Source organism: Marinobacter sp. AC-23, assembly GCF_001858325.1.
In the GTDB taxonomy this organism is placed as follows: Bacteria; Pseudomonadota; Gammaproteobacteria; order Pseudomonadales; family Oleiphilaceae; genus Marinobacter.
The window spans coordinates 63,741-88,361 of the sequence record NZ_MBPP01000013.1 but is presented as its reverse complement, the minus strand read 5'-3'; the positions used below and the strand labels follow the sequence as shown (position 1 = coordinate 88,361).

At 54.7% G+C, this 24,621-nt stretch carries 20 protein-coding genes and 5 pseudogenes; 12 read left to right on the top strand and 13 right to left on the bottom strand.

The window, feature by feature from the left end; translation table 11 throughout:
* Window positions 1-78: 78 nt before the first annotated feature.
* A pseudogene (locus tag BCA33_RS05895) lies at window positions 79-791 on the top strand (HlyC/CorC family transporter); the annotation flags it as partial.
* A 16-nt stretch (window positions 792-807) separates the two neighbouring features.
* Window positions 808-2,330, top strand: a pseudogene (gene lnt / locus BCA33_RS05890) (apolipoprotein N-acyltransferase).
* 37 nt (window positions 2,331-2,367) lie between these two features.
* Here lnt and BCA33_RS05885 read toward each other — a convergent pair.
* Window positions 2,368-2,916: a zinc ribbon-containing protein gene (locus tag BCA33_RS05885; protein WP_071264175.1), complete on the bottom strand. Its 549-nt coding sequence runs from the start codon at window positions 2,914-2,916 to the stop codon at window positions 2,368-2,370.
* Window positions 2,917-3,073: 157 nt separating this feature from the next.
* Between BCA33_RS05885 and leuS the strand changes: the two are divergent.
* From leuS to BCA33_RS05860, 5 genes and pseudogenes are all read left to right on the top strand, one after another.
* Window positions 3,074-5,658: pseudogene (leuS, locus tag BCA33_RS05880) on the top strand (leucine--tRNA ligase).
* 1 nt (window position 5,659) lies between these two features.
* Complete coding sequence (gene lptE, locus BCA33_RS05875) at window positions 5,660-6,247, top strand: LPS assembly lipoprotein LptE (protein WP_071264173.1); 588 nt, start codon at window positions 5,660-5,662, stop codon at window positions 6,245-6,247.
* Window positions 6,244-7,251, top strand: a complete 1,008-nt coding sequence (gene holA / locus BCA33_RS05870) for a DNA polymerase III subunit delta (protein ID WP_071264171.1) — start codon at window positions 6,244-6,246, stop codon at window positions 7,249-7,251. The genes lptE and holA overlap by 4 nt, the downstream gene beginning before the upstream one ends.
* 110 nt (window positions 7,252-7,361) lie before the next feature.
* Complete coding sequence (locus BCA33_RS05865) at window positions 7,362-7,625, top strand: hypothetical protein (RefSeq protein ID WP_071264169.1); 264 nt, start codon at window positions 7,362-7,364, stop codon at window positions 7,623-7,625.
* 202 nt (window positions 7,626-7,827) lie between these two features.
* Complete coding sequence (locus BCA33_RS05860; protein ID WP_071264167.1) at window positions 7,828-8,463, top strand: endonuclease; 636 nt, start codon at window positions 7,828-7,830, stop codon at window positions 8,461-8,463.
* A 101-nt stretch (window positions 8,464-8,564) separates the two neighbouring features.
* On the opposite strand, the gene BCA33_RS05855 is transcribed toward BCA33_RS05860, so the two are convergent.
* From BCA33_RS05855 to bioB, 10 genes and pseudogenes are all read right to left on the bottom strand, one after another.
* Window positions 8,565-10,361: an acyl-CoA dehydrogenase C-terminal domain-containing protein gene (locus tag BCA33_RS05855; RefSeq protein WP_071264165.1), complete on the bottom strand. Its 1,797-nt coding sequence runs from the start codon at window positions 10,359-10,361 to the stop codon at window positions 8,565-8,567.
* A 205-nt stretch (window positions 10,362-10,566) separates the two neighbouring features.
* A pseudogene (locus tag BCA33_RS05850) lies at window positions 10,567-12,364 on the bottom strand (acyl-CoA dehydrogenase C-terminal domain-containing protein).
* Window positions 12,365-12,683: 319 nt separating this feature from the next.
* A complete protein-coding gene (locus BCA33_RS21440) occupies window positions 12,684-12,911 on the bottom strand; it encodes a hypothetical protein (RefSeq protein ID WP_254774216.1) in 228 nt (75 codons plus the stop codon).
* A 20-nt stretch (window positions 12,912-12,931) separates the two neighbouring features.
* Entirely contained in the window at window positions 12,932-13,360 is a 429-nt protein-coding gene (locus BCA33_RS21435) for a putative metalloprotease CJM1_0395 family protein (protein ID WP_254774215.1), read from the bottom strand.
* 11 nt (window positions 13,361-13,371) lie between these two features.
* On the bottom strand, window positions 13,372-13,617 hold the full coding sequence (locus tag BCA33_RS05840) for a flagellar basal body rod C-terminal domain-containing protein (protein WP_071264163.1): 246 nt from the start codon (window positions 13,615-13,617) through the stop codon (window positions 13,372-13,374).
* Between the two features lie 51 nt (window positions 13,618-13,668).
* The gene (gene bioD, locus BCA33_RS05835; protein WP_071264161.1) at window positions 13,669-14,361 is read right to left on the bottom strand and encodes a dethiobiotin synthase; all 693 of its coding nucleotides are present in this window, start codon (window positions 14,359-14,361) and stop codon (window positions 13,669-13,671) included.
* 1 nt (window position 14,362) lies between these two features.
* The gene (locus BCA33_RS05830) at window positions 14,363-15,229 is read right to left on the bottom strand and encodes a methyltransferase domain-containing protein (protein WP_071264159.1); all 867 of its coding nucleotides are present in this window, start codon (window positions 15,227-15,229) and stop codon (window positions 14,363-14,365) included.
* Window positions 15,223-15,972, bottom strand: a complete 750-nt coding sequence (locus BCA33_RS05825) for an alpha/beta fold hydrolase (protein ID WP_071264157.1) — start codon at window positions 15,970-15,972, stop codon at window positions 15,223-15,225. Before BCA33_RS05825 ends, BCA33_RS05830 begins: the two co-directional genes overlap by 7 nt.
* The gene (gene bioF, locus BCA33_RS05820) at window positions 15,969-17,144 is read right to left on the bottom strand and encodes an 8-amino-7-oxononanoate synthase (RefSeq protein WP_071264156.1); all 1,176 of its coding nucleotides are present in this window, start codon (window positions 17,142-17,144) and stop codon (window positions 15,969-15,971) included. Before bioF ends, BCA33_RS05825 begins: the two co-directional genes overlap by 4 nt.
* Window positions 17,145-17,164: 20 nt before the next feature.
* Window positions 17,165-18,223, bottom strand: coding sequence for a biotin synthase BioB (bioB, locus tag BCA33_RS05815; protein WP_071264154.1), 1,059 nt, complete (start codon window positions 18,221-18,223; stop codon window positions 17,165-17,167).
* Window positions 18,224-18,273: 50 nt separating this feature from the next.
* Between bioB and BCA33_RS05810 the strand changes: the two genes are divergently transcribed.
* On the top strand, window positions 18,274-19,008 hold the full coding sequence (locus tag BCA33_RS05810; RefSeq protein WP_071264152.1) for a ComF family protein: 735 nt from the start codon (window positions 18,274-18,276) through the stop codon (window positions 19,006-19,008).
* 11 nt (window positions 19,009-19,019) lie between these two features.
* Here the strand turns inward: BCA33_RS05810 and BCA33_RS05805 are convergent, their stop codons facing one another.
* A complete protein-coding gene (locus BCA33_RS05805) occupies window positions 19,020-20,117 on the bottom strand; it encodes an NAD(P)/FAD-dependent oxidoreductase (RefSeq protein WP_071264181.1) in 1,098 nt (365 codons plus the stop codon).
* Between the two features lie 193 nt (window positions 20,118-20,310).
* On the opposite strand from BCA33_RS05805, the gene BCA33_RS05800 reads away from it, so the two are divergent.
* The 4 genes and pseudogenes from BCA33_RS05800 (at window position 20,311) to cmoB (ending at window position 23,491) form a co-directional block, all read left to right on the top strand.
* The gene (locus BCA33_RS05800) at window positions 20,311-21,309 is read left to right on the top strand and encodes a serine/threonine protein kinase (RefSeq protein ID WP_071264150.1); all 999 of its coding nucleotides are present in this window, start codon (window positions 20,311-20,313) and stop codon (window positions 21,307-21,309) included.
* A 30-nt stretch (window positions 21,310-21,339) separates the two neighbouring features.
* Entirely contained in the window at window positions 21,340-21,726 is a 387-nt protein-coding gene (locus BCA33_RS05795; RefSeq protein WP_071264148.1) for a kinase, read from the top strand.
* Window positions 21,719-22,473 (top strand): annotated as a pseudogene (gene cmoA, locus BCA33_RS05790) (carboxy-S-adenosyl-L-methionine synthase CmoA). The gene BCA33_RS05795 and the pseudogene cmoA overlap by 8 nt, the downstream one beginning before the upstream one ends.
* A 25-nt stretch (window positions 22,474-22,498) precedes the next feature.
* Entirely contained in the window at window positions 22,499-23,491 is a 993-nt protein-coding gene (cmoB, locus tag BCA33_RS05785; RefSeq protein WP_071264146.1) for a tRNA 5-methoxyuridine(34)/uridine 5-oxyacetic acid(34) synthase CmoB, read from the top strand.
* Window positions 23,492-23,506: 15 nt separating this feature from the next.
* Here cmoB and alr read toward each other — a convergent pair whose 3' ends face one another.
* Entirely contained in the window at window positions 23,507-24,592 is a 1,086-nt protein-coding gene (alr, locus tag BCA33_RS05780) for an alanine racemase (protein ID WP_071264144.1), read from the bottom strand.
* Window positions 24,593-24,621 lie beyond the last annotated feature (29 nt).

Genomic DNA, 24,621 nt, shown 5'->3' with positions numbered 1-24,621 from the left:
TCACTCACGATAGAGCTGACCCAGATCCATGCCGGACCAAAACCGCTCTTCAACGCGAGCTGCGCCTGTCCACAAGGCATTATCGATGTAGATGCCATGAGCATCATCGAAGGTGCCATGCAGGTGGTGGATATGCGTGTGGATGAAATCATGATCCCACGCTCCCAGATGGTCACCGTTCGGGCCTCCCAGGACCCGAAAGAGTATCTGGATGAAATCATCGCATCTGCCACAGCCGGTTTCCGGTTATCGGCGACAGCCAGGATGATGTCGTCGGTGTTCTTCTCGCCAAAGACCTTCTGCCGCTGGCGCTTGATGACGATATGGACTGGTCTCATGTCCGCGAGCTTTTGCGCCCACCCACGTTTGTTCCAGAGAGCAAGCGTTTAAACCAGCTTCTTAAGCAATTCAAAGAAAACCGCAATCACATGGCAATCGTCGTGGATGAATACGGCGGAACGGCTGGTTTGGTTACCATTGAAGATGTGCTGGAACAGATCGTTGGTGAAATCGAGGATGAACACGATTTCGACGAGGAAACCCACATCAAGACTCGGGGCGATGGCTCTTACGCCGTGAAAGCGGTCACTTCAGTTGACGACTTCAACGAGTTTTTCAATACGGGGCTGGATGAAGAAGAGTTCGATACCGTTGGCGGTGTGGTACTCAAGGAATTCGGACACCTACCCAGACGGGGAGAAACGGTTGAGTTCGGCGGCCTACGCTTTACCATTGCCAACGCCGACAATCGTGTCATCCGTCTGTTACAGGTAACCCGTAGTGAGCCGTGACCATTTAACATCCCCTATCGCCCCAGCCCATTCGTTTTTCTCCCATCGCTGGTTAAGTGCAGCAACCCTTGCGGTTGCCGGCGCTTTGCAAACACTGACCTTCTCGCCCTTCCACTTTTGGTGGCTTGGGCCGGTTTCCATGCTGCTCATTCTGCTGGTCACCATCCCTCTGCCAGCAAACAGGCTCTTCTTGGCCGGATTGCTGACCGGCTTGGGCCTATTTGGCTCTGGGGCAAGTTGGGTTTACATCAGCATTAGCGAATTCGGAAATACGCCCATCCCCGTTGCCGTATTGCTGACTGCCGCTTTTGTGGCTGTGTTGGCCCTGTTTCCGGCTCTCGCTTTTTGGTTCTGGGGTAAGCTGGCCAAAGGCAGTGCGGTGCGAAGGCTCATCCTCTTTCCCGCTATTTGGATTCTCGGGGACTGGCTTCGTGGCTGGCTGCTAACTGGTTTCCCATGGCTCTATCTTGGCACCGCCCATACCAACGGACCTTTGGCGGGGCTGGCGCCCGTGGTCGGTGTTCACGGCCTTACCTTCTTGATCGCTGCGAGCGGTGCTGCCATGTTTGCAGCCGGCTGGCTTATCACCAGGCAGCGCCATGCCAGCGCTGGCATAGTGGCCGTTGCGGTGCTGATCCCGTGGCTTGCCGCCCCGGCACTAAACCGCGTTGATTGGACAGACATCAGCACGGAGCCTACTTCGGTAGCTGCTATGCAGGGTAATATCCCACAACAGATCAAGTGGGATCCGGAATTTCTGAAGGATCAGATTGTGGCCTACCTGGGTATGACCGAACCCTACTGGGATACCGATCTAATTCTCTGGCCCGAGACGGCTATCCCCATTCCTCAGGATCAGGCGGGGAAGATCATTGATCACATTGAGGAAAATCTGGGGGAAGATAGCACGCTGATTACGGGTATTCCCTGGTACGGATTCAGCGAGCGGGCCGGTGGCTTTACGTATCACAACAGCATTATGGCCATAGGCAACGGCGAAGGAATGTATCACAAGCAGAAGCTGGTGCCTTTTGGGGAGTATGTGCCTCTTGAGGGTGTTCTGCGGGGCTGATCGGGTTTTTTGACTTGCCCATGTCGAGCTTTACCCGGGGGCCGGAAAATCAGTCACCTTTAACGGCAAATGGCACAAAGGTGATGCCATTCATCTGTTACGAAGTGGCTTACCCGGACTTTCTCGCCCGCAATGCGGTGAATTCGGATTTGCTGCTAACGATCAGTAACGATGGCTGGTTTGGGGATTCTGTGGGGCCGTTGCAGCACTTGCAGATTGCCCGTATGCGTGCACTGGAAACCGGGCGTTATATGATTCGCGGCACCAACAATGGCGTGACGGCGATCATTGATAACAAGGGGCAGATTACAGCCCGTATCCCGCAGTTTGAACGGGCGGTGCTGACTGGCGAGGTGTTTAAGGCCAGTGGCAGCACGCCTTATATGATGACAGCTTCTTGGCCGGTTCTGACGTTGGCGCTGATTCTGATTGTGTTTGTTCGCGAGCGGGTTATTCCTAAGAGCTGAATCAGCTGCGAGAAAATAGCTACTCGCAGCTACTTACTCAGCTTTCTTTTCGTGGCCAGCGGCTGGTCACGCGTTTGTAGTATTGCGAACCACAAGCCTCGCAAGGCTCCAAATGACTGGTAGAGGTGAGGCACAGCATATGTTCGCAGTTCAGACACTGGAACATACCGGCTGTCGCTACTTCACCGGCGATGTACTGTCCGGCTTCGTGGCTTTCGAGTTTTTGCCGCAGCGACAAGGTGTCTACCAGAGTCTGGTCCGCGACTGACAGCAAGCGTTCGGTCAACCGCTGTTCGAGTAGCGACATATCGAGTTGCAACCACTCTGCCAAACCTTCCCCGGTTTCATCCACAAAGTGCATGAGGTGTTCCAGGTCCCTTTGCAGGTACGTGCCAAGGAGGCTGATCTCATCCTTGGTCATCTCCCTCAGCTCTTGCTCTGCCTCTATGGCGTTGTCGATCTCCCCTTCCAGGGTTTCCAGGGTGGTGTCTTGCATTGTGCGCAGCCGGCCCTGAACCTGCTCCAGCATGCGATCGTAGGCTTCGAGGGCTTTGCCTGAGAGTTGGTTTCGCTCTGTGTCTGTCATCGCATGTTCCTTTTATGAATTCCGTAACTCCATTGTGGGCTATCACCTGCAACCCGACAAGCATGTGGCCGGACTACCTGTTACGCCTTGTGTGCGTTAGAATGTTCGACCGCTCCGCACATCATTTTTATACAGGGTAACTTTGGTAATGGCAGGTATGGACGAGCAGTACAATCCCCGTGACGTAGAACACAATGCGCGCACCTTCTGGGAAGAAAACAAAACCTTTGAAGTCAGGGAAGAGCCGGGTAAACCGAAATACTACTGCCTATCCATGTTCCCCTACCCCAGCGGCAAATTGCACATGGGGCACGTACGAAACTACACCATTGGCGATGTCATCTCCCGCTATCAGCGTATGCAAGGCAAAAACGTTATGCAGCCCATGGGTTGGGATGCGTTTGGCTTGCCCGCCGAGAACGCCGCCATTGCCAACAAAACTGCGCCAGCGAAGTGGACCTACGCCAACATCGAATACATGAAAAACCAGCTTAAACAGCTGGGTTTCGGCTACGACTGGAGCCGTGAGCTGGCCACCTGCAAACCCGACTACTATCGCTGGGAGCAGTGGTTCTTTGCACGCCTTTACGAGAAAGGCCTGGTGTACAAAAAAATGGCCACCGTGAACTGGGACCCGGTCGATCAAACCGTTCTTGCGAACGAACAGGTTGTCGATGGTCGTGGCTGGCGTTCTGGCGCCTGGTAGAGCAGAAAAAGATTCCCCAGTGGTTCATTCGCATTACCGATTACGCCGAAGAACTGCTAAACGATATGGATGGTCTGGAAGGTTGGCCAGAACAGGTCAAGACCATGCAGCGCAACTGGATCGGTAAATCCGTGGGTACAGAACTGACCTTTCCGCTGAAAGACCGCGAAGACGGCCTCACAGTCTATACCACTCGCCCCGACACCCTCATGGGCGTGAGCTTTATGGCGGTGGCAGCGGAGCATCCGCTAGCCCAGGCAGCTGCCGAACGCCACAAAGATGTTGAAGCGTTTGCTGAGGAATGTCGCAACAACAAGGTGGCTGAAGCTGACATGGCCACCATGGAAAAGAAAGGCGTGGATACCGGCTTTAAAGCTATCCACCCGCTCACCCAAGAGGAAATTCCGGTTTGGGTTGCCAACTTTGTGCTCACAGACTACGGAACCGGCGCTCTGATGGCAGTTCCGGGCCACGATGAGCGCGACCACGAGTTTGCCGTGAAATATCGCTTGCCCGTAAAGCAAGTTATTGCCGCCAGTGATGGCCGCGAAATTGATGTGCAAGAAGAAGCGTTCCCCGGAAAAGGCGTGTTGGTTTCTTCTGGCAAATACAGTGGCTTGACCAGCGATGAAGCCTTTGAAGCCATTGCCGATTACCTGGAAGAAAATGGCATCGGCAAGCGCACCGTGAACTACCGCCTTCGGGACTGGGGCGTATCGCGCCAGCGTTACTGGGGCGCACCCATTCCCATGATGACCATGGAAGACGGCACCCAGCGCCCGGTACCCGATGACCAGTTACCTGTGCGCTTACCGGAAGACGTTGAGATGGACGGCGTTCAGTCTCCCCTGAAGGCTGATCCGGAGTGGGCAAAAACCTCCTTTGAGGGCCAGCCGGCAACCCTGGAAACCGACACCTTCGACACGTTCATGGAGTCGTCCTGGTATTACGCCCGTTTCTGCAGCCCTAATTACGACAAGGGCATGTTGGACCCGGCAGCCGCAAACTACTGGTTACCAGTAGACCAATATATCGGCGGCATTGAGCACGCCATTTTGCATCTACTTTACGCCCGTTTCTTTCACAAGCTGTTGCGCGATGTTGGCCTGGTCGACAGCCCAGAGCCGTTCAAGCAGCTTCTGACCCAGGGCATGGTGTTGGCAGACACTTACTATCGCGAAGATGGCAAAGGCGGCAAGGTTTGGATCGCCCCGGCGGATGTGACCGTTGAGCGGGACGACAAAGGCCACGTAATTGGCGCGATTCATAAAGAAGATGGCCAGCCGGTTGTTGCCGGTGGCGTAACCAAAATGTCGAAGTCAAAGAACAACGGCATTGATCCTCAGTCCATCATTGACGCTCACGGTGCCGATACCGTGCGCCTGTTCATGATGTTTGCCGCCCCGCCCGAGCAATCCCTGGAGTGGTCAGACAGCGCAGTGGACGGGGCTCACCGCTTCCTCAAGCGCTTGTGGCGCCTGGTAAATGAACAAGTAGCAGGCGGTGCCGCACCGGCTCTGGACGTGAGCGCCCTGAACGATTCGCAGAAAGATCTGCGCCGAAAAACCCATGAAACCATTGCCAAGGTAAGCGACGACATCAGTCGACGCCTGACCTTCAACACAGCCATTGCTGCGGTGATGGAACTGCTCAACAGTGTAAGCAAGCTTAACGATGACGAGCCTCAAACCCGGGCAGCTCGCCAGGAAGCTCTGGAATCAGCCGTGGTGATGCTGGCACCGATTGTGCCGCATATCTGCCATACTCTCTGGGCAGCTTTAGGCCACAAAGATCCAGTTGTTGATGCACCTTGGCCGGTGGTTGATGAAATCGCCATGGTTCGCAGCCAGATTCAGGTGGTTTTGCAGGTAAATGGCAAAGTGCGCGCCAAGGTAGACGTACCGGCAGACATCAGCAAAGCCGATTTGGAAGCGCTAGCCCTGAAAAACGAAAACATAGTACGCTTCACCGAAGGCACTACGGTTCGCAAGGTTATCGTTGTGCCCGGCAAACTGGTTAACGTGGTGGCTAACTGATATGCATCCTCGCACTCTGTACGAAAACGCAGCTCGCCTGATGGCTGTCAGCGCTATGGCGATCAGCCTGGCGGCCTGTGGCTTTCAGTTAAGGGGTGCACCACCGGTATCCTCGGCTTTGGAGCCTCTGAATCTTGATTGCCAAGCCCCGGTGCCTGCGTCCCTATGCTATTCCGTTCGTGAACAGCTTGAGCTGGGCGGCGTGGAGTTGGCATCTGCAGAAGACGCAAACTATCACCTGAAAATCCGAAACTTTGAGCGAGACCGCCGGGCCTCAGCCATTACTGTTCAGGCGGCAGCTGCCGAATATACCCTTAGGCACTCAGTGGATCTTGAGCTGGTCAGTGCCGATAATATTCCTATTATCGCCAGCACACACCTCAAAACCTCAGAAAGCTACCGTTACGACGAGACCAACGTGCTCGCCAAACAGCGAGAAGAGGAAAACCTTCAACAGCAACTAAGCGATCGCCTGGCGCAGCAGATCATCTTCCGTCTGGCCCCTATTACGGAAGCGCGGCTGCAAGACATCCGGGCCAATCACCAGAAGGCCAGTACACCGGGCGACACGCAAACCACCACGCCATGAAAACGAATCCAGGCCAACTTCCGCAGCTTCTCCGCAAAGGCCTAGCTCCAGTGTATCTGGTATCTGGAGATGAGCCTCTACTGGTACAGGAATGCTGCGATCAAATCCGGGCTGCTGCCAAAGAAGCGGGCTTTCACGACCGCCTCACCTTCCATGCAGATCAGCAGTTGGATTGGAATTCAGTTGCGGACGAATTCAGTGCCATGTCGCTGTTTTCTGATCAACGCCGGATTGAAATCCGCCTGCCCACAGGCAAACTGGGCGATGGCCGGGCCGTTCTGGAAAGGGTTCTTCAGCAGCCTCCCGAAGACATCATTGTACTGCTCATCAGCGCACGCCTGGATGCCGCCGAAACCCGGCGTAAGTGGTACAAAGAACTGCAATCCAAAGGTGTGCATGTGCCGGTGTGGCCGGTGGATGCAGACAAGTTCCAGGGCTGGCTTCAGCAGCGCGCCAGTAATCAGGGCCTAAGCCTGACCCGCGGAGCTCTGGCAATGCTGGCAGAAAGACTTGAGGGTAACCTTCTGGCCGCCAGCCAAGAACTGGATCGCTTATCCTTGTTTACCAACGGTACCACCATTGATGAAGAAACGATTGAACAGGCCGTTCAAGACAGCTCTCGCTTTAACGGTTTTGAGCTAGTCACCGAAATGCTCAGTGGCCGCGCGCCCCACGCCGGTAAAATCATTGGCGTGCTGCAGCAAGAAGGTGAAAACCCCCTCGGCCTTCTGGCGGTATTAAATCGAGACCTCAACCTGCTGCTTGAACTAAAAACAGGCGAGAACAAAGCCGAGAGCCCATCTGCATTCTTTAAAAAACGGGGCGTTTTCCAACCACAGCGCGCGCGAGCTCTAGAGCAGGCCGCCCGACGACTGAACCCAATGCAACTGCACGAAGCCATCAAACTCTGCAGCCAGATTGACCGCGCAGCAAAAGGCTATGACGAGCTCTCCCCCTGGCACTACCTGAGAGATATGTCGGCGCTTCTGGCAGCCAGATCCTGACTTGGGTCAAGCTCCCCGCATATAGACACTTTCTTTCCCTCCTGTCACTTGACTGTTTTTTACAATTGGTTGCATGGTGAATGCACCATCAACCCAAGAAGGCTCCTTACATGAGTGTTCAGGACGAATTCAAGACTCTCTCGGATAAAATCAAACAGTATCGCGATGAAGCCCGCGTGCAGCTTCACCTTGCTCGCCAAGACGTAAAAGACGAGTTCAATGACTTGGAGCAGGAATGGGACAAATTCAGAACCCGGTTTGATGAGGTAATGAATGATGCCAGCGAAGCATCTCAAGAGGCGCGCCAGACAGCAAAAAAACTGGGCGAAGATCTGAAGTCCGGCTACAAGAAAATTCGCGATAAAATGAAGTGAAAATGCCAAACCGTTAACAAAATGCAACAAATTAACACCATAAGGGCTCTTGTATCAGAAGCCCCTATGTCATAATCCTCTCAATAAGTGAACTGGGCGTCATTGTTTTGCTCGGCTAACCTGCCCCGCGTCGCGAAGTATCGCGATGAATGAGGCCTGTTTCGCCAAGGCGCATCCAGACACTGAGAGGTATAAATGGCATATGAAAAACCTGCTGATCATCACGACCACTCTTGCCTTACTTTTGAGCACAACATTTGTTATTGGCCAAAATACTCGTTTCAGTGACCCAAAAACCGTCATCAAGGAACAGTTCTGGGGCAACCTGTATATGGATGGCGGCCAGTCATTTTTTTGCGACGAGCAATTTTCCAAAAAAGGTTTCATGCTGACCGAGGGTTATATCTACCCACTCGCAGATGTACGCAACGCCCTCTCATGCGGCACCTCACGTGAGTGCGAGCAGGACAACCGCTACCGCCAGATAGCTTCTGACCTCCACAACATGGTTCCCGTGCGAAATCGCACCGAACTTCGGCGCCGCAACGCTCGCTACGAAGATCTTGGAACAACGGTTAAAGAAGATGACTGCGGAATCCGGGAAAGCGGCCACTTTTTTGAGCCTCCAATTAGAGTAAAAGGTGATGTCGCTCGTACCATGAGCTATATGGTCAACACCTATGACCTCCCCTGGCTTGGATCATCCCGGGTCTTCCAGAGCTGGAACCGTATAGACCCGCCTGACGACAGAGAGCTCTCTCGCCACAAAAGAGTTGCGGAAATTCAGGGTAACGAGAACTCTTTTATCGCAGACCCAACCCGGGTGGAACAGCTTTAATGCGACGCCAATGCCAAACCTTACGCAATCCGCTGTTGCACTGACTAAAGTGACATAAAAAAGGCAGGCCAAAAGGCCTGCCTTTTTTATTCCCCGAGAGCTCAGAACTCCTCGGCAGTATGTGCCATCATGGATTCACTTCCGCTGCGAATACCTTCTGCCAGAGACACTGTTTTCGGTAACACACGATCATAGTAAAAGCGTGCAGTCTTCAGCTTGCCGCTGTAAAAACCCGACGTGTCATCGCCGGCCTTAGGTGCAGCAGCCTTCACAATACGTGCCCACATGTAGCCCAGAGCAGTCAGCCCAAACAGGTCCAGATAGTCTACTGAGGCAGCACCAATGGCATTGGGGTTGTCCGACGCCTGTTTGATAACGTGCTCGGTAACGTCGGACAAACGCTCAAATGCTGCTGCAAGTGGTTCCAGGTACGGGCGCAGGCTTTCCTCGCTGCTGTTTTCCTCAATGAAGGTCGCCACATCTTCGGCGAACAGTTCAAACAATTTCCCTTGACTACCCACTACCTTACGGCCCATCAGATCCAGCGCCTGGATGCCGTTGGTGCCTTCGTAGATTTGCGTAATACGACAATCTCGAACCAACTGCTCTTGACCCCACTCACGGATAAATCCGTGGCCGCCAAGCACTTGCTGCCCCATGATGCAGGCATCCAGACCACGGTCGGTCAAAAACGCTTTTGCAACCGGAGTCAGCAACGCCACCATGCCTTCAGCACGCTTGCGGCGATCTTCTTCCGCAGCATCTGCATACTTGGAGATGTCCAGCCACTGCGCCACGTAGGTTGAGAAAGCGCGTCCGCCTTCAACATAACCTTTCATGGTCAACAGCATGCGCCGCACGTCCGGGTGCACCAGAATTGGATCTGCAGCTTTTTCCGGCTGTTGTGCACCAGTGGGGGCACGGCTCTGGATGCGCTCCATGGCGTATTCCCGTGCGTTTTGCAGGGAAGCTTCCGCGGCACCTATGCCCTGGATACCCACGCCCAAGCGCTCATAGTTCATCATGGTGAACATGGCATTCAGGCCTTTGTTCTCTTCGCCAACCAGCCAGCCCTTAGCGCCATCAAAGTTCATAACACAAGTTGCAGAACCTTTGATGCCCATTTTTTTCTCGATGGAGCCACAGCTTAAGCTGTTGCGTTCACCGAGTGAGCCATCGTCGTTCACCATGAACTTGGGAACCAACAACAAGGAAATACCTTTGGGGCCTTTCGGCGCGCCCGGCAATTTAGCCAGCACCAAATGAATAATATTTTCCGCCATGTCGTGCTCGCCCCAAGTGATAAAAATCTTGGTGCCAGTCACGTTAAACGAGCCATCGTCATTGGGCTCGGCTTTGGTACGAATAATACCCAGGTCGGTTCCCGCATGGGGCTCAGTCAGATCCATGGCTCCGGACCAAACACCCGAATACATGTTAGGAAGATACTTTTCTTTCAACTCCTGACTACCGTGGGCGTCTACCGCGAGGCAAGCGCCGGCAGTCAGCATCGGTGCAAGGCCAAATGCCATGTTGGCACCCTGCATCATTTCCTCAAACTGAGCTACAAGCGTTTTAGGCATACCCATACCGCCAAACTCGGTATTGCCACCCAAACCGTTCCAGCCGCCTTCCACAATCGTTTGATAGGCTTCTTTAAAACCATCTGGCGAGGTGACTTCGCCGTCGCTCCACTTACATCCCTGCTCATCTGCCTCGCGGCTCAGAGGTGCCAGTACGCCGCTGGTGATTTTCCCAGCTTCTTCAAGTATCGCGTCGGCAGTTTCCGGGTCTACGCTCTCCGCAACTTTGGGCAAGGATGCCCAAAGCGCAGGCGCATCAAAAACTTCGTTCAGTACAAAACGCATGTCACGCAAAGGTGCCTGATAATCGGCCATTTAAACTCTCCAGGTTCCAAATCAAACTGTTTGTGCAGACGGCAAAAAAATGAAAACCAACTCGTCTGCCCGGGACGGGGCCCGGCTTTGTTATCTTTTAGAGGCAAATATTCTAACCCAAAACCTCCTGTAACTCATGAAAAAAGCCCGACTCCTAAGAGAACGGGCTTTCTTCTACCAGTTAACTTTCAACACTTTTGACAATTTAAAGTGCGAAAGCTTCTTCCGGCATATCCAGCAGGGTGTCGGCACCTGCCATCATGCTTACTGCGTGCGCCTTGGTACGTGGCAGCATCCGGGTAAAGTAGAAACGTGCAGTCTGTACCTTGGCGGTATAGAACAGCTCTTCACTCGTGCCTTCTGCCAACTTGTCCTGAGCGACTTTGGCCATACGGGCCCAAAGATAGGCAAACACCGCATAACCCGAATACATCAGGTAGTCTACAGACGCGGCACCGACTTCCTCGCGATTCTTCATGGCGGTCATGCCCACTTTCATGGTCAGGTCGCCCCACTCCTTGTTGAGCTCAGCCAACGGCTCGATAAACGGCTTCATCTGCTCGTTATCGGCGTTCTCTTTGCAGAAAGTGTGCACCTGCTTGGTAAAACCTTTGAGGGACTCACCCTGGGTCATCAGCACCTTGCGGCCCAGAAGATCCAGCGCCTGAATACCTGTCGTACCCTCGTAGATCATGCCAATGCGGGCATCACGTACGTTCTGCTCCATACCCCATTCAGAGATGTAACCGTGACCACCAAATACCTGCATGCCGAGGTTAGCTGCTTCGTAACCGATCTCGGTCAGGAATGCCTTGGCAATTGGAGTCAGGAAGCCCAGTAGCTCATCGGCTTCTTTACGCTCTTCTTCTGTTTTGCCGCGCTGAAGAAGGTCAGCCTTCTGGGCAGTCAGGTAAATCAGAGCGCGCGCACCTTCGGCTACGGCCTTCTGAGTAAGCAGCATACGGCGAACATCTGGGTGCACAATGATTGGATCGGCGTAGCTTCCGGATTCTTGGCGCCACTCAGTGAGCGCATCGCCAAACGATCCTTGGCATAGGCCAGTGATCCCTGAAAGCCTAGCTCAGCTGCACCCAGGCCTTGAATGGCGGTGCCGATGCGAGCCACGTTCATAAAGGTGAACATGCAATTCAAGCCACGATTCTCTGGACCAATCAGCCAGCCTTTGGCTCCGTCAAAGTTGATCACACAGGTGGCGTTGCCGTGGATGCCCATTTTATGCTCGATAGAGCCACAGGATACCGCGTTGCGCTCACCGGCAGAGCCGTCGCTGGCAGGCAGGCACTTGGGTACGATAAACAGGGAAATCCCTTTGGTACCTTCCGGTGCGCCCGGCAGACGTGCCAGTACAATGTGCACGATGTTATCGGTCATGTCGTGGTCACCGGCAGAGATAAAAATCTTGGTGCCGGTAATGCTGTAGGAGCCGTCTGAACTGGGCTCTGCCTTGGAGCGCAGAGTGCCCAGATCCGAACCACAGTGGGCTTCGGTCAGGCACATAGTGCCGGTCCATTCACCACTAATCATCTTAGTGAGGTAGGTCTGCTTCTGCTCTTCGGTACCGTGTGCTTCCACAGTGTTGATCGCGCCATGCTCAAGCCTGGGTACATGCCCCAAGACCAGTTAGCCGTACCGTTCAATTCGCTCATCACAATGCCAAGCGAGTCTGGCAAGCCCTGACCACCATAGTTGAGATCTGCTGACAGTGCTGGCCAACCGCCTTCTACATACTGGTTGTAGGCTTCCTTGAAGCCAGTCGGTGTTTTAACACCGTCTTCGCTCCAGGTGCAGCCTTCCTTATCGCCAACCGCGTTAAGCGGGGACAGTACCTGCTCAGCAAATTTCGCACCTTCCTGGATGATGGCATCAACCATATCCGGAGTTGCGTCTTCAGCGCCTTCCAGATTGGCGTAGTGGGCCTCGCTGTCGAGCAGCTCGTTCATTACGAATTTGATATCACGTAGGGGCGCTTTGTACTCAGGCATGTAAACCACCTCGGTTTTCGGTCTTGGCTGAAAAGATATAACAGCTTGTGGCCTTGGGGTTGTTCAGACACTGCAACATTATAAGCTGCAGCATTAATTAAACACTTGTTTGAAACATACGTTTAGAAGCACGGATCTGTCAATAGCTGAGCACACATTTTGTGTAGAATTTGGTCACTGGCGTATGCTTTAGACGAACACCAAGCCCCATAAAAAAGGCGTAAAGACCCCATTTCTCAGGGGCTCCGAGCCACTTCAGGCTATATATAGGTGTTATAGATGACCGGTTTGATGGCCTGGATACCAACAGGTAGCTGGATCAGACTGAAATGGACAGAAGTCCATTCACCCCGGAGGCTGATTCTGGCCCGAAACCAGCAATGCCTTGATAGGTATTGCGGGCTTGCTGGCCCACCCTGGAGGGTTGCTCAGAGGCATTTTCTTTCGATATGAAAAAAGAGGTGTCTTCACTGTCGCGCACCGAAACGTTTGCCTGTGGATTGGCAGCGTTCTGCTCCATGGCAAGCTCAGACTGAGCTTGCAACATAATCTGCATCGCCTGCGCAGCTACAGCACGATCCTGACCAGAGGCTCTGCAGGCGCCATCGCGGCTGCGCGAATCATCCGCATTTTTTCAATGGTGGCCTGGGGATTACCATCAACCGAAGACATGCTAATGGACACCTCGCCACCCACCGCATACTGGGCTCCATCCGGGCCCCGCTGATAGGTGAGCGACATGGCGCCAGCGTGTTGGCCACCGGTTGCCTGATGCGCTGCCTCATGGGCCCGCACTTCACGGTCACGAGCTTTAAGTTCAGTGAGCTCCCTCAGCTCTACTTCATCGAGCCCACCCACTTCCTGGCGAGTATTGCTCGAAGCATCCGCAGCAGGTGTTTGTGCACTGGACTGAGGGTTGGATTGAGGATTAGATCGAGAACCGGCTTGCGAAAAGGGCGAGAGAGGTATGAGCGAAGGCGACGAAAGTGAGTTCACAAGATCACCACTCAGACCATAATATCCAGAAGCGTTCCGAGGGTTTCATCCGCCGCTTTCACCACCTGTGCGGACGCCTGTACGCTACGCTCATAAAGCTTGAGATCAACAATTGGCTCAACAAGGCTATTTGCACCTTCCGCGCTGCCCTGCGGGCCATCAGCGCCGCCACGAGCTATTTTACGGGCGGCATTTTCCATGCCGTACATGCCGTCCTGAATACCTTGAATGCCAATTGCGAGCGTATTATTGATCATAACTGCCGCTTCCGGTGACCGCTAATTAACACTATTAGGCCATATTGCTGTTCAATTTTCAAACAATACATCAACAGATAGATGGCCCGCCAAGGCCTCCGGTTCCACACCCGTAATCCAGGGCAACACGCCGAGACAGGGGGCGGGAATGTGCGCCCTAAGGTAGTCCAGGGATTCTTGTTCACAGCTCATTGTCTCTGGCTCAGCGCGATTAGCTACCCAACCTGCCAGAATCAACCCATCGTTACGGATGGCCTCTGCTGTTAGCAGTGCCTGGTTAATGCAGCCGAGCCTCAGCGCAACCACAAGAATCACTGGCACACCGAGCTTCCGGGGTACGGCCGAGTATGTTTCACGGTCATTTAACGGAACCCGCCAGCCACCTGCACCTTCGATCAGCAGTAGATCTGCCGGGCGCATTTGCATTCCACGGCAAAATCCCACCAGCCGGTCAGCAGACATGACGCGCCCAGCTTGCGCCGCTGCAACGTGAGGAGCAATGGCGGGCGCCAGTGCGACAGGGTTAACCAGTTCGTACGCAAGCGTTTCGCTGGCCGCCTGCTGAAGTATAAGTGCATCTTCATTGCGCAGTCCCTCCGGCGTACTTTCGCAGCCAGAGGCAATAGGTTTCATACCCAAAGTGCGCTTGCCGGCGAGATTAGCGGCTTCCAAAATTGCTGCAGACACCATGGTTTTACCCACTCCGGTATCTGTACCTGTCACAAAAAACGTCTTTTTTGCCATTTTAGTAGCTGTGCCCCGCGCTTTTACTCGTGTTTGTGTTGCCGCTGACTTCACGACATGTCCAATAAACCCAAGCGGCCTCATAGCTTGCCACCACGCCACCTTCAGGCTCTGTGGGGTAGTGTCGGCACATGGCACGCAAGCGGTTTGGCGCTGTCACTGTGAGGCGCCGACCCGCATCCTTATAGCCTGCGCCCAACTGTTTAAGCTCTGCCGCCAAAGCCAGTGGCGACTCGCAGGGCAGCCGAAGGTTTTTGGCTACTATATCGGCGCCCGGCAGCTCCCGGGATACGGCCTCTCGAAACGCGATTTCTTGCTCAAATCGGTTGATATGGCTCTGTCCCGGGTCTGCTCGCTGCCAAGCGTGATCCAATTCCTTCAAGGTGCCATCGAGAAGCGTCGACACCATTAATCTCCCCCCTGGTCTGAGCACTCGCCGGCACTCGCGCAGAACCAAGGAGGGGTCCGCACACCATTGAATCATGAGGTTACTGAATATCAGGTCACAACTCTCGTTCGGCAGGGGGATCGCTTCCGCATCGGCAACAACCCAGGCCACGTCTGGAAATTCACTTGCGCCTGCCTGCTCAACCATACCGGGGGAAAGGTCCATACCCACAACGGAACCAACACCACCAAGGCCCGCCACCCTGCGGGTAAACCACCCCGTTCCGCAGCCAAGGTCCAAAGCACGAATCGGTACGCGGTTTAAATCAACCTGACTTTGAAGCACCTCAAGCATGGTGTTGCCCATCAAACGCTGCAACCGGGACGCACCTTCATAGGTGGCCCGTGCCTTGCCAAAACCACGAGCGATATCCTTTTTACTAGCCAGGCACGCTGACCTAACAGGCAGGCCAGTCACCATGCCCCCTTAGCCAAAGGCTGCAGGAATGTTTCGATAGCTTTACGACAATCTGCTGCAAATGCGCCGCCAGGATAATGGGCCATTCCTGGCACAACGACTTCACGGGTTTTGGGCGTTGCTTCAATACCATCACTCCAGCCAGGCGTAACCTGATCACACCCGCCGGTAATATGCAGCACTGGCCGGCTAACGCGAGCCCACAGCGCACGTTGGTCCGTATACCGGAGCCACTTCAAGCTTTTAACCAGGTTTTCCTGCGATACCTGGGACCCTTTACTGAGCCAACCTTTCAGCCAACGGCGGTCTGCGCGCGCGCCAGCAGAACCCTTGATCATTAGAAGCAGAAAACGTTGCCAATAACCTTCACGTTGCCTATCAACACCGCGACTGAACGCCTCAAACTGATCAACCGACATGCCATGGGGCCAATGCTCGCCGGCAAGAAACCTGGGGAAACCGGCGAGGGTAATCACTGCAGAAACAGCTCCTGCATTCCTGCAAGCCGCCGCCATAACAACCTGCGCCCCCAACGACCACCCCATCCAGACCGACGGTTCGGGGTACCTTGATAGCAGCGCATCTGCCACCTCAGATACCGAATCGCATCGCGCTAGAAGGCCATCGTCCAAAGAGACCAGTTCAACAGGGCCAGGCCAGAACTCATACAGCTCTGCCAACATTTCTACCGGTACACCCCAGCCACCCACTACAACAAGGCGCCCTGCCCTTGGCGAAAAGCTCATGAAGCAACACCCACTGTATCCAGTAAATGCCGGCAGTCTGACAAAGCCTGAACAAGACAACTTAGATCCTCATGGGAATGAGCTGCACTAAACGTAACTCGCAAACGCGCCTCACCCGCGGGCACTGTGGGCGGCCGTATTGCGGTAACCAACAAACCACGCTCCTCGAGGGCCTGGCTTAGCGCCAAAGCTGCCCAATTATCGCCGATCATGATGGGCTGAATAGGTGTGTGCGATGGCATAAGTTGGTAACCCAGCGCGGTGGCCTCTCGCCGAAACCTCTCAATTAACGCCTGCAAGTGTGTGCGCCGTTCATCGTCCTGCTCAATTAAATCAAGGCTGGCACAAGATGCCAGCGCCAGCGCTGGCGGCATTGCCGTGGTGTAAATATAGGTTCGGGCTTTTTGCACCAAATAATCCATCAGAACCGCCGGCCCAGCCACAAACGCACCACTGGTGCCTGCAGCCTTACCCAGCGTTCCCACCAAAACCGGCACATCCTCTTCCGACAACCCAAGCTCCGCTACACTCCCCCGCCCTTGCGGGCCAAGAACACCAAAACCATGGGCATCATCAACCACAAGTAACGCATTGTGATCCTTGCAAACCTGAGCCAACGCCCGTAACGGCGCCACATCGCCATCCATGCTGAACACACCGTCGGTCACCACCAGTTTGTGGCCCGAGGTTTCAGAAAGCATGGCCGCAAGTTGCGCCACATCCCCATGGGCATACCTTCGCACCTTCGCCCGGCTCAGAATACAGCCATCGATAATGGAAGCATGGTTTAGCCGATCCGAAAACACCGTATCTCCACGCCCCGCCAACGCAGAAATCACACCCAGGTTGGCCATATAACCAGTAGAGAAAAACAGCGCCGAACTGCGCTTGGTGAACGCCGCAAGACGCTCTTCCAAGCGATGATGTGCTTCATGGTGTCCACAGATTAGATGGGATGATGCCCCCCCAAGGCCGGTTTCAGACAAGGCACATCGGAGGGCGTCAATATTCGCAGGGTGGCTGGCCAGACCAAGATAATCATTGCTACAAAACGACAACAACCGGTTGCCATCGGATGTTAAAACCGACTGTTGAGGCCCGGAAATTTGCCGGCGTGTCCGGTAGAGCCCAGCCTGTTTTCGCTGTTCTAGTTCGGACGCGAAATCCCGCATGTTGCTCGCTCCAATGCAGGTCAGGCAGATTCCCGAGTAGCGTCATAAAACATGTGGCGACTCGCCTCATGCTCCAAATCGCCGGCAATCACCTCTTCCTCTTGCGCCTCAGTTGCACACTGCTGCCGCTGCTCCGGCCGAATACCCAAACGACGGAACAACTCCATATCCGCATCCGCCTCCGGATTCGATGTCGTCAGCAGCTTCTCGCCGTAGAAAATAGAGTTCGCACCCGCCAGGAAACACAACGCCTGCATCTGCTCGTTCATATTCTCCCGACCTGCAGAAAGCCGCACATGAGAAGCTGGCATCATAATCCGGGCAACCGCAAGCACACGGATAAACTCAAATGGATCCAGATCTTCCACATTTTCCATGGGCGTCCCCTTCACCTTCACCAGCATATTCACCGGCACACTCTCAGGATGGTGTGGCAAGTTTGCCAATTGAACCAGCAAGCCAACCCGATCATCTTCATCCTCACCCATCCCCATAATGCCACCGCAGCAAACCTTCATGCCGGCATTGCGCACGTTTTCCAGCGTATTCAGCCGATCCTGATAGGTGCGTGTAGTGATGATGTGGCTGTAATACTTCTCAGAGGTATCCAGATTATGGTTGTAGTAATCAAGCCCTGCATCTGCCAGCTCCGCTGCTTGCTCCGGCTTCAGCATGCCCAGAGTCATGCAGGTCTCCAGGCCCAAGGACTTAACCTGCTGAACCATATCCAGCACATAAGGCATATCCTTCGCGGCCGGGCTGCGCCACGCTGCACCCATACAGAAGCGCGAAGCGCCTTTTTCCCGGGCAGCGCGGGCCTCCGCAACCACCTTTTCAATTTCCAGCAGCTTTTCCTTTTCCAGACCCGTGTTGTAATGCCCGCTCTGTGGGCAATACTTGCAGTCTTCCGGACAGGCGCCGGTTTTAATCGACAACAACGTGCTTACTTGCACTTCATTGGGGTCAAAATGCTCTCGATGCACCGATTGAGCCCGGAACATCAAATCATTGAAAGGAAGTGCGAATAGTGACCTGGCTTCCGGAAGTGTCCAGTCGTGGCGTAATGCTGTGGCAGTCATTTAGAAGTCCTGTTAACCTTTTTCGGTCGCTGGGTTTACGGATGAACCAAATGATAAAGAGACTGAGCTGGCTGTCAACCTTAAAGTCGGTCAAGGTTAACAGAGAAAACGCCACGGGCCTGTGCGTCGGCTGTCTTTCGCCTAATGCTATCAATGGCTTATGCGGGCCTTGCCATGCCGATCTCCCGGTTAACCGGTGGCACTGCCGTTGCTGCGCCCTGCCTCTAGCCCACTCCGGTGACGGCCACCTTTGCGGTGACTGCCTGAAATCGCCACCTCCATTTGATCACTCCCTTATACCCTGGCGGTATCAGTATCCGATCGACAATATGATTAGCCGATACAAATACAGCAGGCAGCATAAATTTGCCCGACCACTGATTGCGGGCCTTTCAGACCACCTTGGGCATGCCCTTCAGAATGATGATTATGCGAAACCACACCTACTCATCCCCTCGCCCATGCATCCTGCACGCCGGCGCACGCGCGGCTTCAATCAAGCCAGGGACATTGCTGAACAGGTTAGTAAGGCGCTAAACATTCCCGTTGGTGCTGGCGTCGTTCGTCGGGTTCGGAGGGTTCAGGCCCAGAGAGGGCTAGGCAGAGAGGCCAGGCTTGCCAATCTGGAAGCTGTGTTTGAAGTGTGTGCCGAGGTGCCAGAACGGGTCGCCATTGTAGATGATGTTGTCACGACTGGCGCAACCATGCGGGTACTTGCGCGGGCCTTGCGGGATGCCGGGGCGCAAGATATTCAGATCTGGGCGCTGGCCCGCACTCCGGGGTAAAACCCCACGGTTTAAGCCAGCTTATCCCTGACCATCTCGGCAATCGCCAAGCAAGATGTCAGTCCCGGTGACTCAATACCAAAAAGGTTTACCAACCCCGGAATACCGTGCTCCTCAGGGCCATCTACCCTGAAATCAAAAAAACCGCCAGTTGCATCTTTCAGCTTCGGCCGGATACCCGCATAAGCTGGCTGAAGGCGCTCAACTTCAAGGGCAGGCCACCATCGCCGGATACCTGCGGCAAACGTGCACACCCGCTCGGGGTCAACCCGGTAGTCCTCCTGTTCAATCCACACTACATCTGGCCCAAAGCGCGCCTGGCCGGCCAGATCAAGAGTAAGGTGAACACCCAGACCACCCGGCTCGGGCACTGGGTAGATAAGGTTGCGAAAGGGGTGACGACCGCTATAGCTAAAATAGACACCCCGAGCAAAACACTGCGTCGGTTTATGTGCATCGGGTAGCCCCGCCCAACTTTTTGTCAGTGGAACGGCACCCAACCCAGCCGAATTAACCAGATTCCGCACCTTGAGCCGGCACGGAGAAGGGCCAGCAACATGCAATGTGTGGGCGCCTGCGGCTGATTCGACGCGCTCTACTGGGGAACGCAGTGCAAGCGAGCCGCCCGCATCTTCCATCTCACCGAGTAGTGCGAGCATAAGGCCATGGGTATCCAGAATGCCGGTTTCCGGCGACCAGAGTCCTGCGCTTACACTCACCCCTGGTAGCCGACGGGCGATGGCGGCACCATCCTTCAAATCCAGAGGCACACCGTTGCTTGCAGCGTGCTGCTGAATACCCTCAAGCGTTGAGTTTTGTGCGTCATGGGTGGCAATAACCCACTTGCCACATTTACGATGCCCTACTTTTCGGCTTTCGCAGTAGTCGTACAATTGCCTGCGGCCCTCCACACAAAGGCGGGCTTTCAGGGAGTTCTTCGGGTAGTAGATCCCGGCATGGATAACCTCACTGCTACGTGACGAGATGCCTTCACCAAAGCGATCGCCCGCTTCCAGAACAACCACCTCCCGACCCGCTTTAGCGAGCCTTCGAGCCACAGCGAGCCCAACAACGCCAGCGCCGATCACCGCAGTATCCACTTCCAGAATTTCGCTTGTCACTTTATAAACCTGCACCTGTTATCTGCCTGCCGGCAGTTCTTGATAACCACAACCCGTGAAAATAACCGTAACCCAATAGTGTCCTTGCAGGAACCCATGGAAACATCCCTGCTCCACATTACGAGAGCGCAGCCAAACAGGTATACTTGGGCCCACATTTATCAACCGGCTTAGCTTTATCATGAACGTATCACCCCATCCATACGATGCCCTGACGCCTGATGCGATTCTGGATGCTATGGAAGACGCCGGTTTTGCAGTCAGTGGTCGTTTGTTTGCACTGAACAGCTATGAAAACCGCGTGTATCAGATTGGGCTAGACGAAGGCCCTCCTGTCATTGCCAAGTTCTACCGCCCCGGGCGCTGGACCGACGAGCAGGTACGCGAGGAGCATGAATTTACCCTGGAGCTGCTAGAGGCAGGTATGCCCGTGGTAGCGCCTCTGGTTATGCCATCCGGCGACACGCTGGGAAAACACGGTGATTTCCTGTTCGCGGCATTCAACCAGCGCGGAGGCCAGGCACCAGACACAAGCGTGAACGATACGCTATACAGGCTCGGGCAATGGTTAGGCCAGATTCACAACACTGGCGCCCTGAAACCATTCCAGCACCGCTCAACCCTATCGCTTATGGATGGCATTGAAGCCAGCAACGCCCTGTTATTGGAGGGTGACTGGATCCCAAAGGATCTTCGGCCAGCCTGGGACAGCCTGATACCCGATTTGCTAACTCACTGCAGCGCCCGAATCAAAGACGCCGGTGAGGTTGAAACACTGCGACTGCACGGGGACTGCCACGCCGGGAACATACTGTGTCGGGACGAGCAGATGCTGTTTGTAGACTTGGACGACTGCCGCTCCGGCCCTGCCATTCAAGATATGTGGCTATTGCTTAACGGTGACGATCACGAGCGCGGCGCGCAGCTAGGCGAGCTGCTGGAAGGCTACGAAACCTTCCGGGATTTTAATCGCCGGGAAAGACACTTAATTGAGCCATTGCGTTGTTACCGGCAGATCAGCCACTGCGCCTGGCTCGCGAAGCGCTGGGATGACCCGGCGTTTCCGCGCTTTTTCCCCTGGTTTGCGCAACCCAGATTTTGGTCGGATCAGGTGTTATCGCTAAGAGAACAACTGGGGGCTTTGCAAGCGCCCTCTATCACACTGCCCGGTCAATATTAATTATTCATTCACGCTCAAAATGAGGTAAGCATGAGCCAGAACGAGGCCCGTTACTCCATCCGCAGTCTGTTTGTGACCGCCCTGGTCGCCATCGTAGGCACGGTCGTTGTGCTAGAACTAAGCGGAAGCATCAAGCACTCAGACAACAAGGATCATGTACCGGTTGGCGACTTCCAGGCCATCCACATCACCGAGGGTGAGACCTTTCGCATGTCGCCAAAAGCTTCCGAGCTCCACGCAGTTTGTGAAAACGGATACATGGCCATCGCGGCGGATGTAGACCCATCGTTTCGGGGCATTCTGGTGGATTACAAGAACCGTGGTGTACGCTGCTACCGACCTTCTCCCACCGGCCCGGCGGCAATACCAGAACCTGACGGGCCCGCACAGCCAAAAGAGTCCGCTAGCGATGAGTAAGGCGAATCGCTCACCGGAGCAACAAACAGACCGGCTTTTTGCCACAGAACGACAGCCCGATGATTTTCGCTTTGATGCGGCCGTGGCCCGGGTATTCCCAGACATGATTCGTCGCTCAGTACCCGGCTACACCACGATCATTCCGATGATTGAGGTGATTACCGAACAGTACGCTCAGGCGGGCTCGAACTGTTATGACCTGGGTTGCTCTTTAGGTGCCTCTACCTGGCCATGCGTCATGGCATTGCGTTCGACAACTGCTCTCTGGTGGGCGTGGATAACTCCGCAGCGATGCTAGAACGCTGCGGGCATCATATCGCCCTGGACGACCACTCGCTGCCGGTAAACCTGCGCTGTGAGGACATACAAGAGACAGAGCTTGCGAATGCGTCTGTCACCACGCTGAACTTCACATTGCAATTTGTCCCTCCGGAGCAACGAAACAGCCTGTTGCGCAAAATTGCCAACGCGACGCTGCCCGGTGGCGTGTTGATCCTTTCGGAGAAAATCCGCTTCGACTCCGAAAGCGAACAGTCTGTTCAGACCCGCTTGCACCACGAATTCAAGCGTGCCAACGGCTACTCCGACCTGGAGATCAGCCAAAAGCGCAGCGCCATCGAACAGGTATTGATTCCGGAAACACTGGACGCTCACAAACAACGTTTGAAAGACGCAGGCTTTGATCGGGTACTAGTGTGGTATCAGTGCTTCAACTTCGTATCCATGCTGGCTATCAAAGCCGACTGACCCTTAGACGGAGAGCGAGCAAACCATGGTGCATTTTGACTGGCGAACTTGTTTTGGAACACTGCTGACTGAGCTGGATGATACTGGCCAGAACCACTGGGCAGAACGAATCAAGAGCCAACTGACTCATCGTTTTGACGACAACCCTCATGGCGATTTGGGGCGCTGGCAGTCTGCACTGGACAGCCTCCCGATTATTTCCCAAACAACCCCAGAGCTTAACACGTCGGCTATCACTCTGAGCTCACCACACCCTCTGAATGCCGGCCAGCAGCAGGAACTTGAGGTAGGGCTTCGTGGGCTTATGCCTTGGCGCAAAGGGCCTTTCAACTTTTTCGGCACCCACATTGATACTGAATGGCGTTCCGACTGGAAGTGGGATCGGGTGTCGCCCTACCTTGCCGACCTTTCCGGCAGGCGCATTCTGGACGTAGGCTGTGGCTCTGGCTACCACTGCTGGCGCATGCTGGGTGAAGGCGCGGCAAGGGTCATTGGCATTGATCCCGGGCTGTTGTTCATGTTCCAGTTTCTCAGTGTAAAGCGTTACTTGGGCAACGTGCCGGTGGACTTGTTACCGATACGCATGGAGGACTTGCCGGAAGGGCTTGAAGCCTTCGATACAACCTTTTCCATGGGTGTTTTATACCACCGGCGATCGCCCCTCGATCACCTGCTGGAATTAAAAGGCACGCTGCGCCGTGGTGGCGAGCTGGTACTGGAAACGCTGGTTGTAGACGGCCCTGAAGGCCACAGCCTGATGCCAGAAGACCGCTACGGGCAGATGCGCAATGTTTGGTTTCTGCCAAGTTGCGACACGCTTCTGCGCTGGCTAGACCGCACCGGCTTTCGCAATGCCAGGGTTGTGGATGTGTCTGAGACCACCATTGATGAACAGCGCAGCACAGACTGGATGCGATTCAACTCCCTCCAGGATTTTCTGGACCCTGAAGACCCCACAAAAACCATCGAAGGCTACCCTGGCCCACTACGGGCAACGATCGTTGCCGAGAAACCCTGAGCGCGATATGCACAATCACCCTACGTATTTTCTCGGCACTCTCTGGGTAACCCCGGTAAATAAATGGTAGGCGATCGTGTCACAATGAGACGCCACTTCATTTGCCAGTAGGTTTTCACCCCACAACTCTACGCCACTGCCTGATCCTGCCTCCGGAATGTCAGTCAAATCAACCGTCAGCATATCCATCGAGACTCGCCCAATCAGTCGGGTTCGCTTACCATTTACGAGTATCGGGGTGCCTTCCACTGCCTGCCGAGGGTAACCGTCGGCGTAGCCCATTGCGACAGTTCCTACCTTGGTTGGGCGCTCTGCGACGAACCTCCCCCCGTAACCCACGCCTTCGCCCGGAGCCACCCACCTGGTGGCAATAACGCTACTTTTGAGTGTCATGACCGGGAGCAATGCCTCGCTGAACTGATTTTCTCTCGCCAGCGGCGACGCTCCATAGAGCATAATGCCCGGCCGCTGCCAGTGTTTTCTAGCCACCTTGTGGGCCAAAATTCCCGCCGAGTTTGCCAGGCTCAACTCAATTTCTGGCTTCAAAAGATCTGACGGTAACCGGGCGACCTGGTGAGCAACTGTCACGCCTTGTGTTTCGCAGTTGTCAGCATTCGCCAGGTGGGTCATAACGGTTACAGCCTTTACCTGACGCATGCGGCTCAACTCGCCATAGGCCTTGGCCGCTTGCTCGGGGCTGAAACCAAGTCGGTGCATGCCCGTATCAACTTTCAACCAAGCAGGCAATGGATTGGGGATGGAACTCCGCGCCAGAGCATCTATCTGCTCCTGCGAGTGTATGGCCGTCCAGAACCCTTCACGGGATATAACGTCGAGCTCGGCCGCCTCAAAAAACCCTTCCAAAAGCAGAATAGGATGTCGCAGCCCGGACGCCCGCAGCGCTAACGCTTCTTCAATGCAGGCCACAGCGAAAACCTCGACATCGCCAGAGAGGTATTCAGCAACTTCTGCAGCGCCATGGCCGTATGCGTTGGCCTTCACCACGGCAATGGTCTTGCCATTTGGTGCCAAGGAGCCGGCCAACTGAAAGTTGGCACGGATGTTATCCAGTTTTATTTCAGCAACAGCAGGTCTGGACATAATGTTTACTCACGTCATGGGTGCCAGAT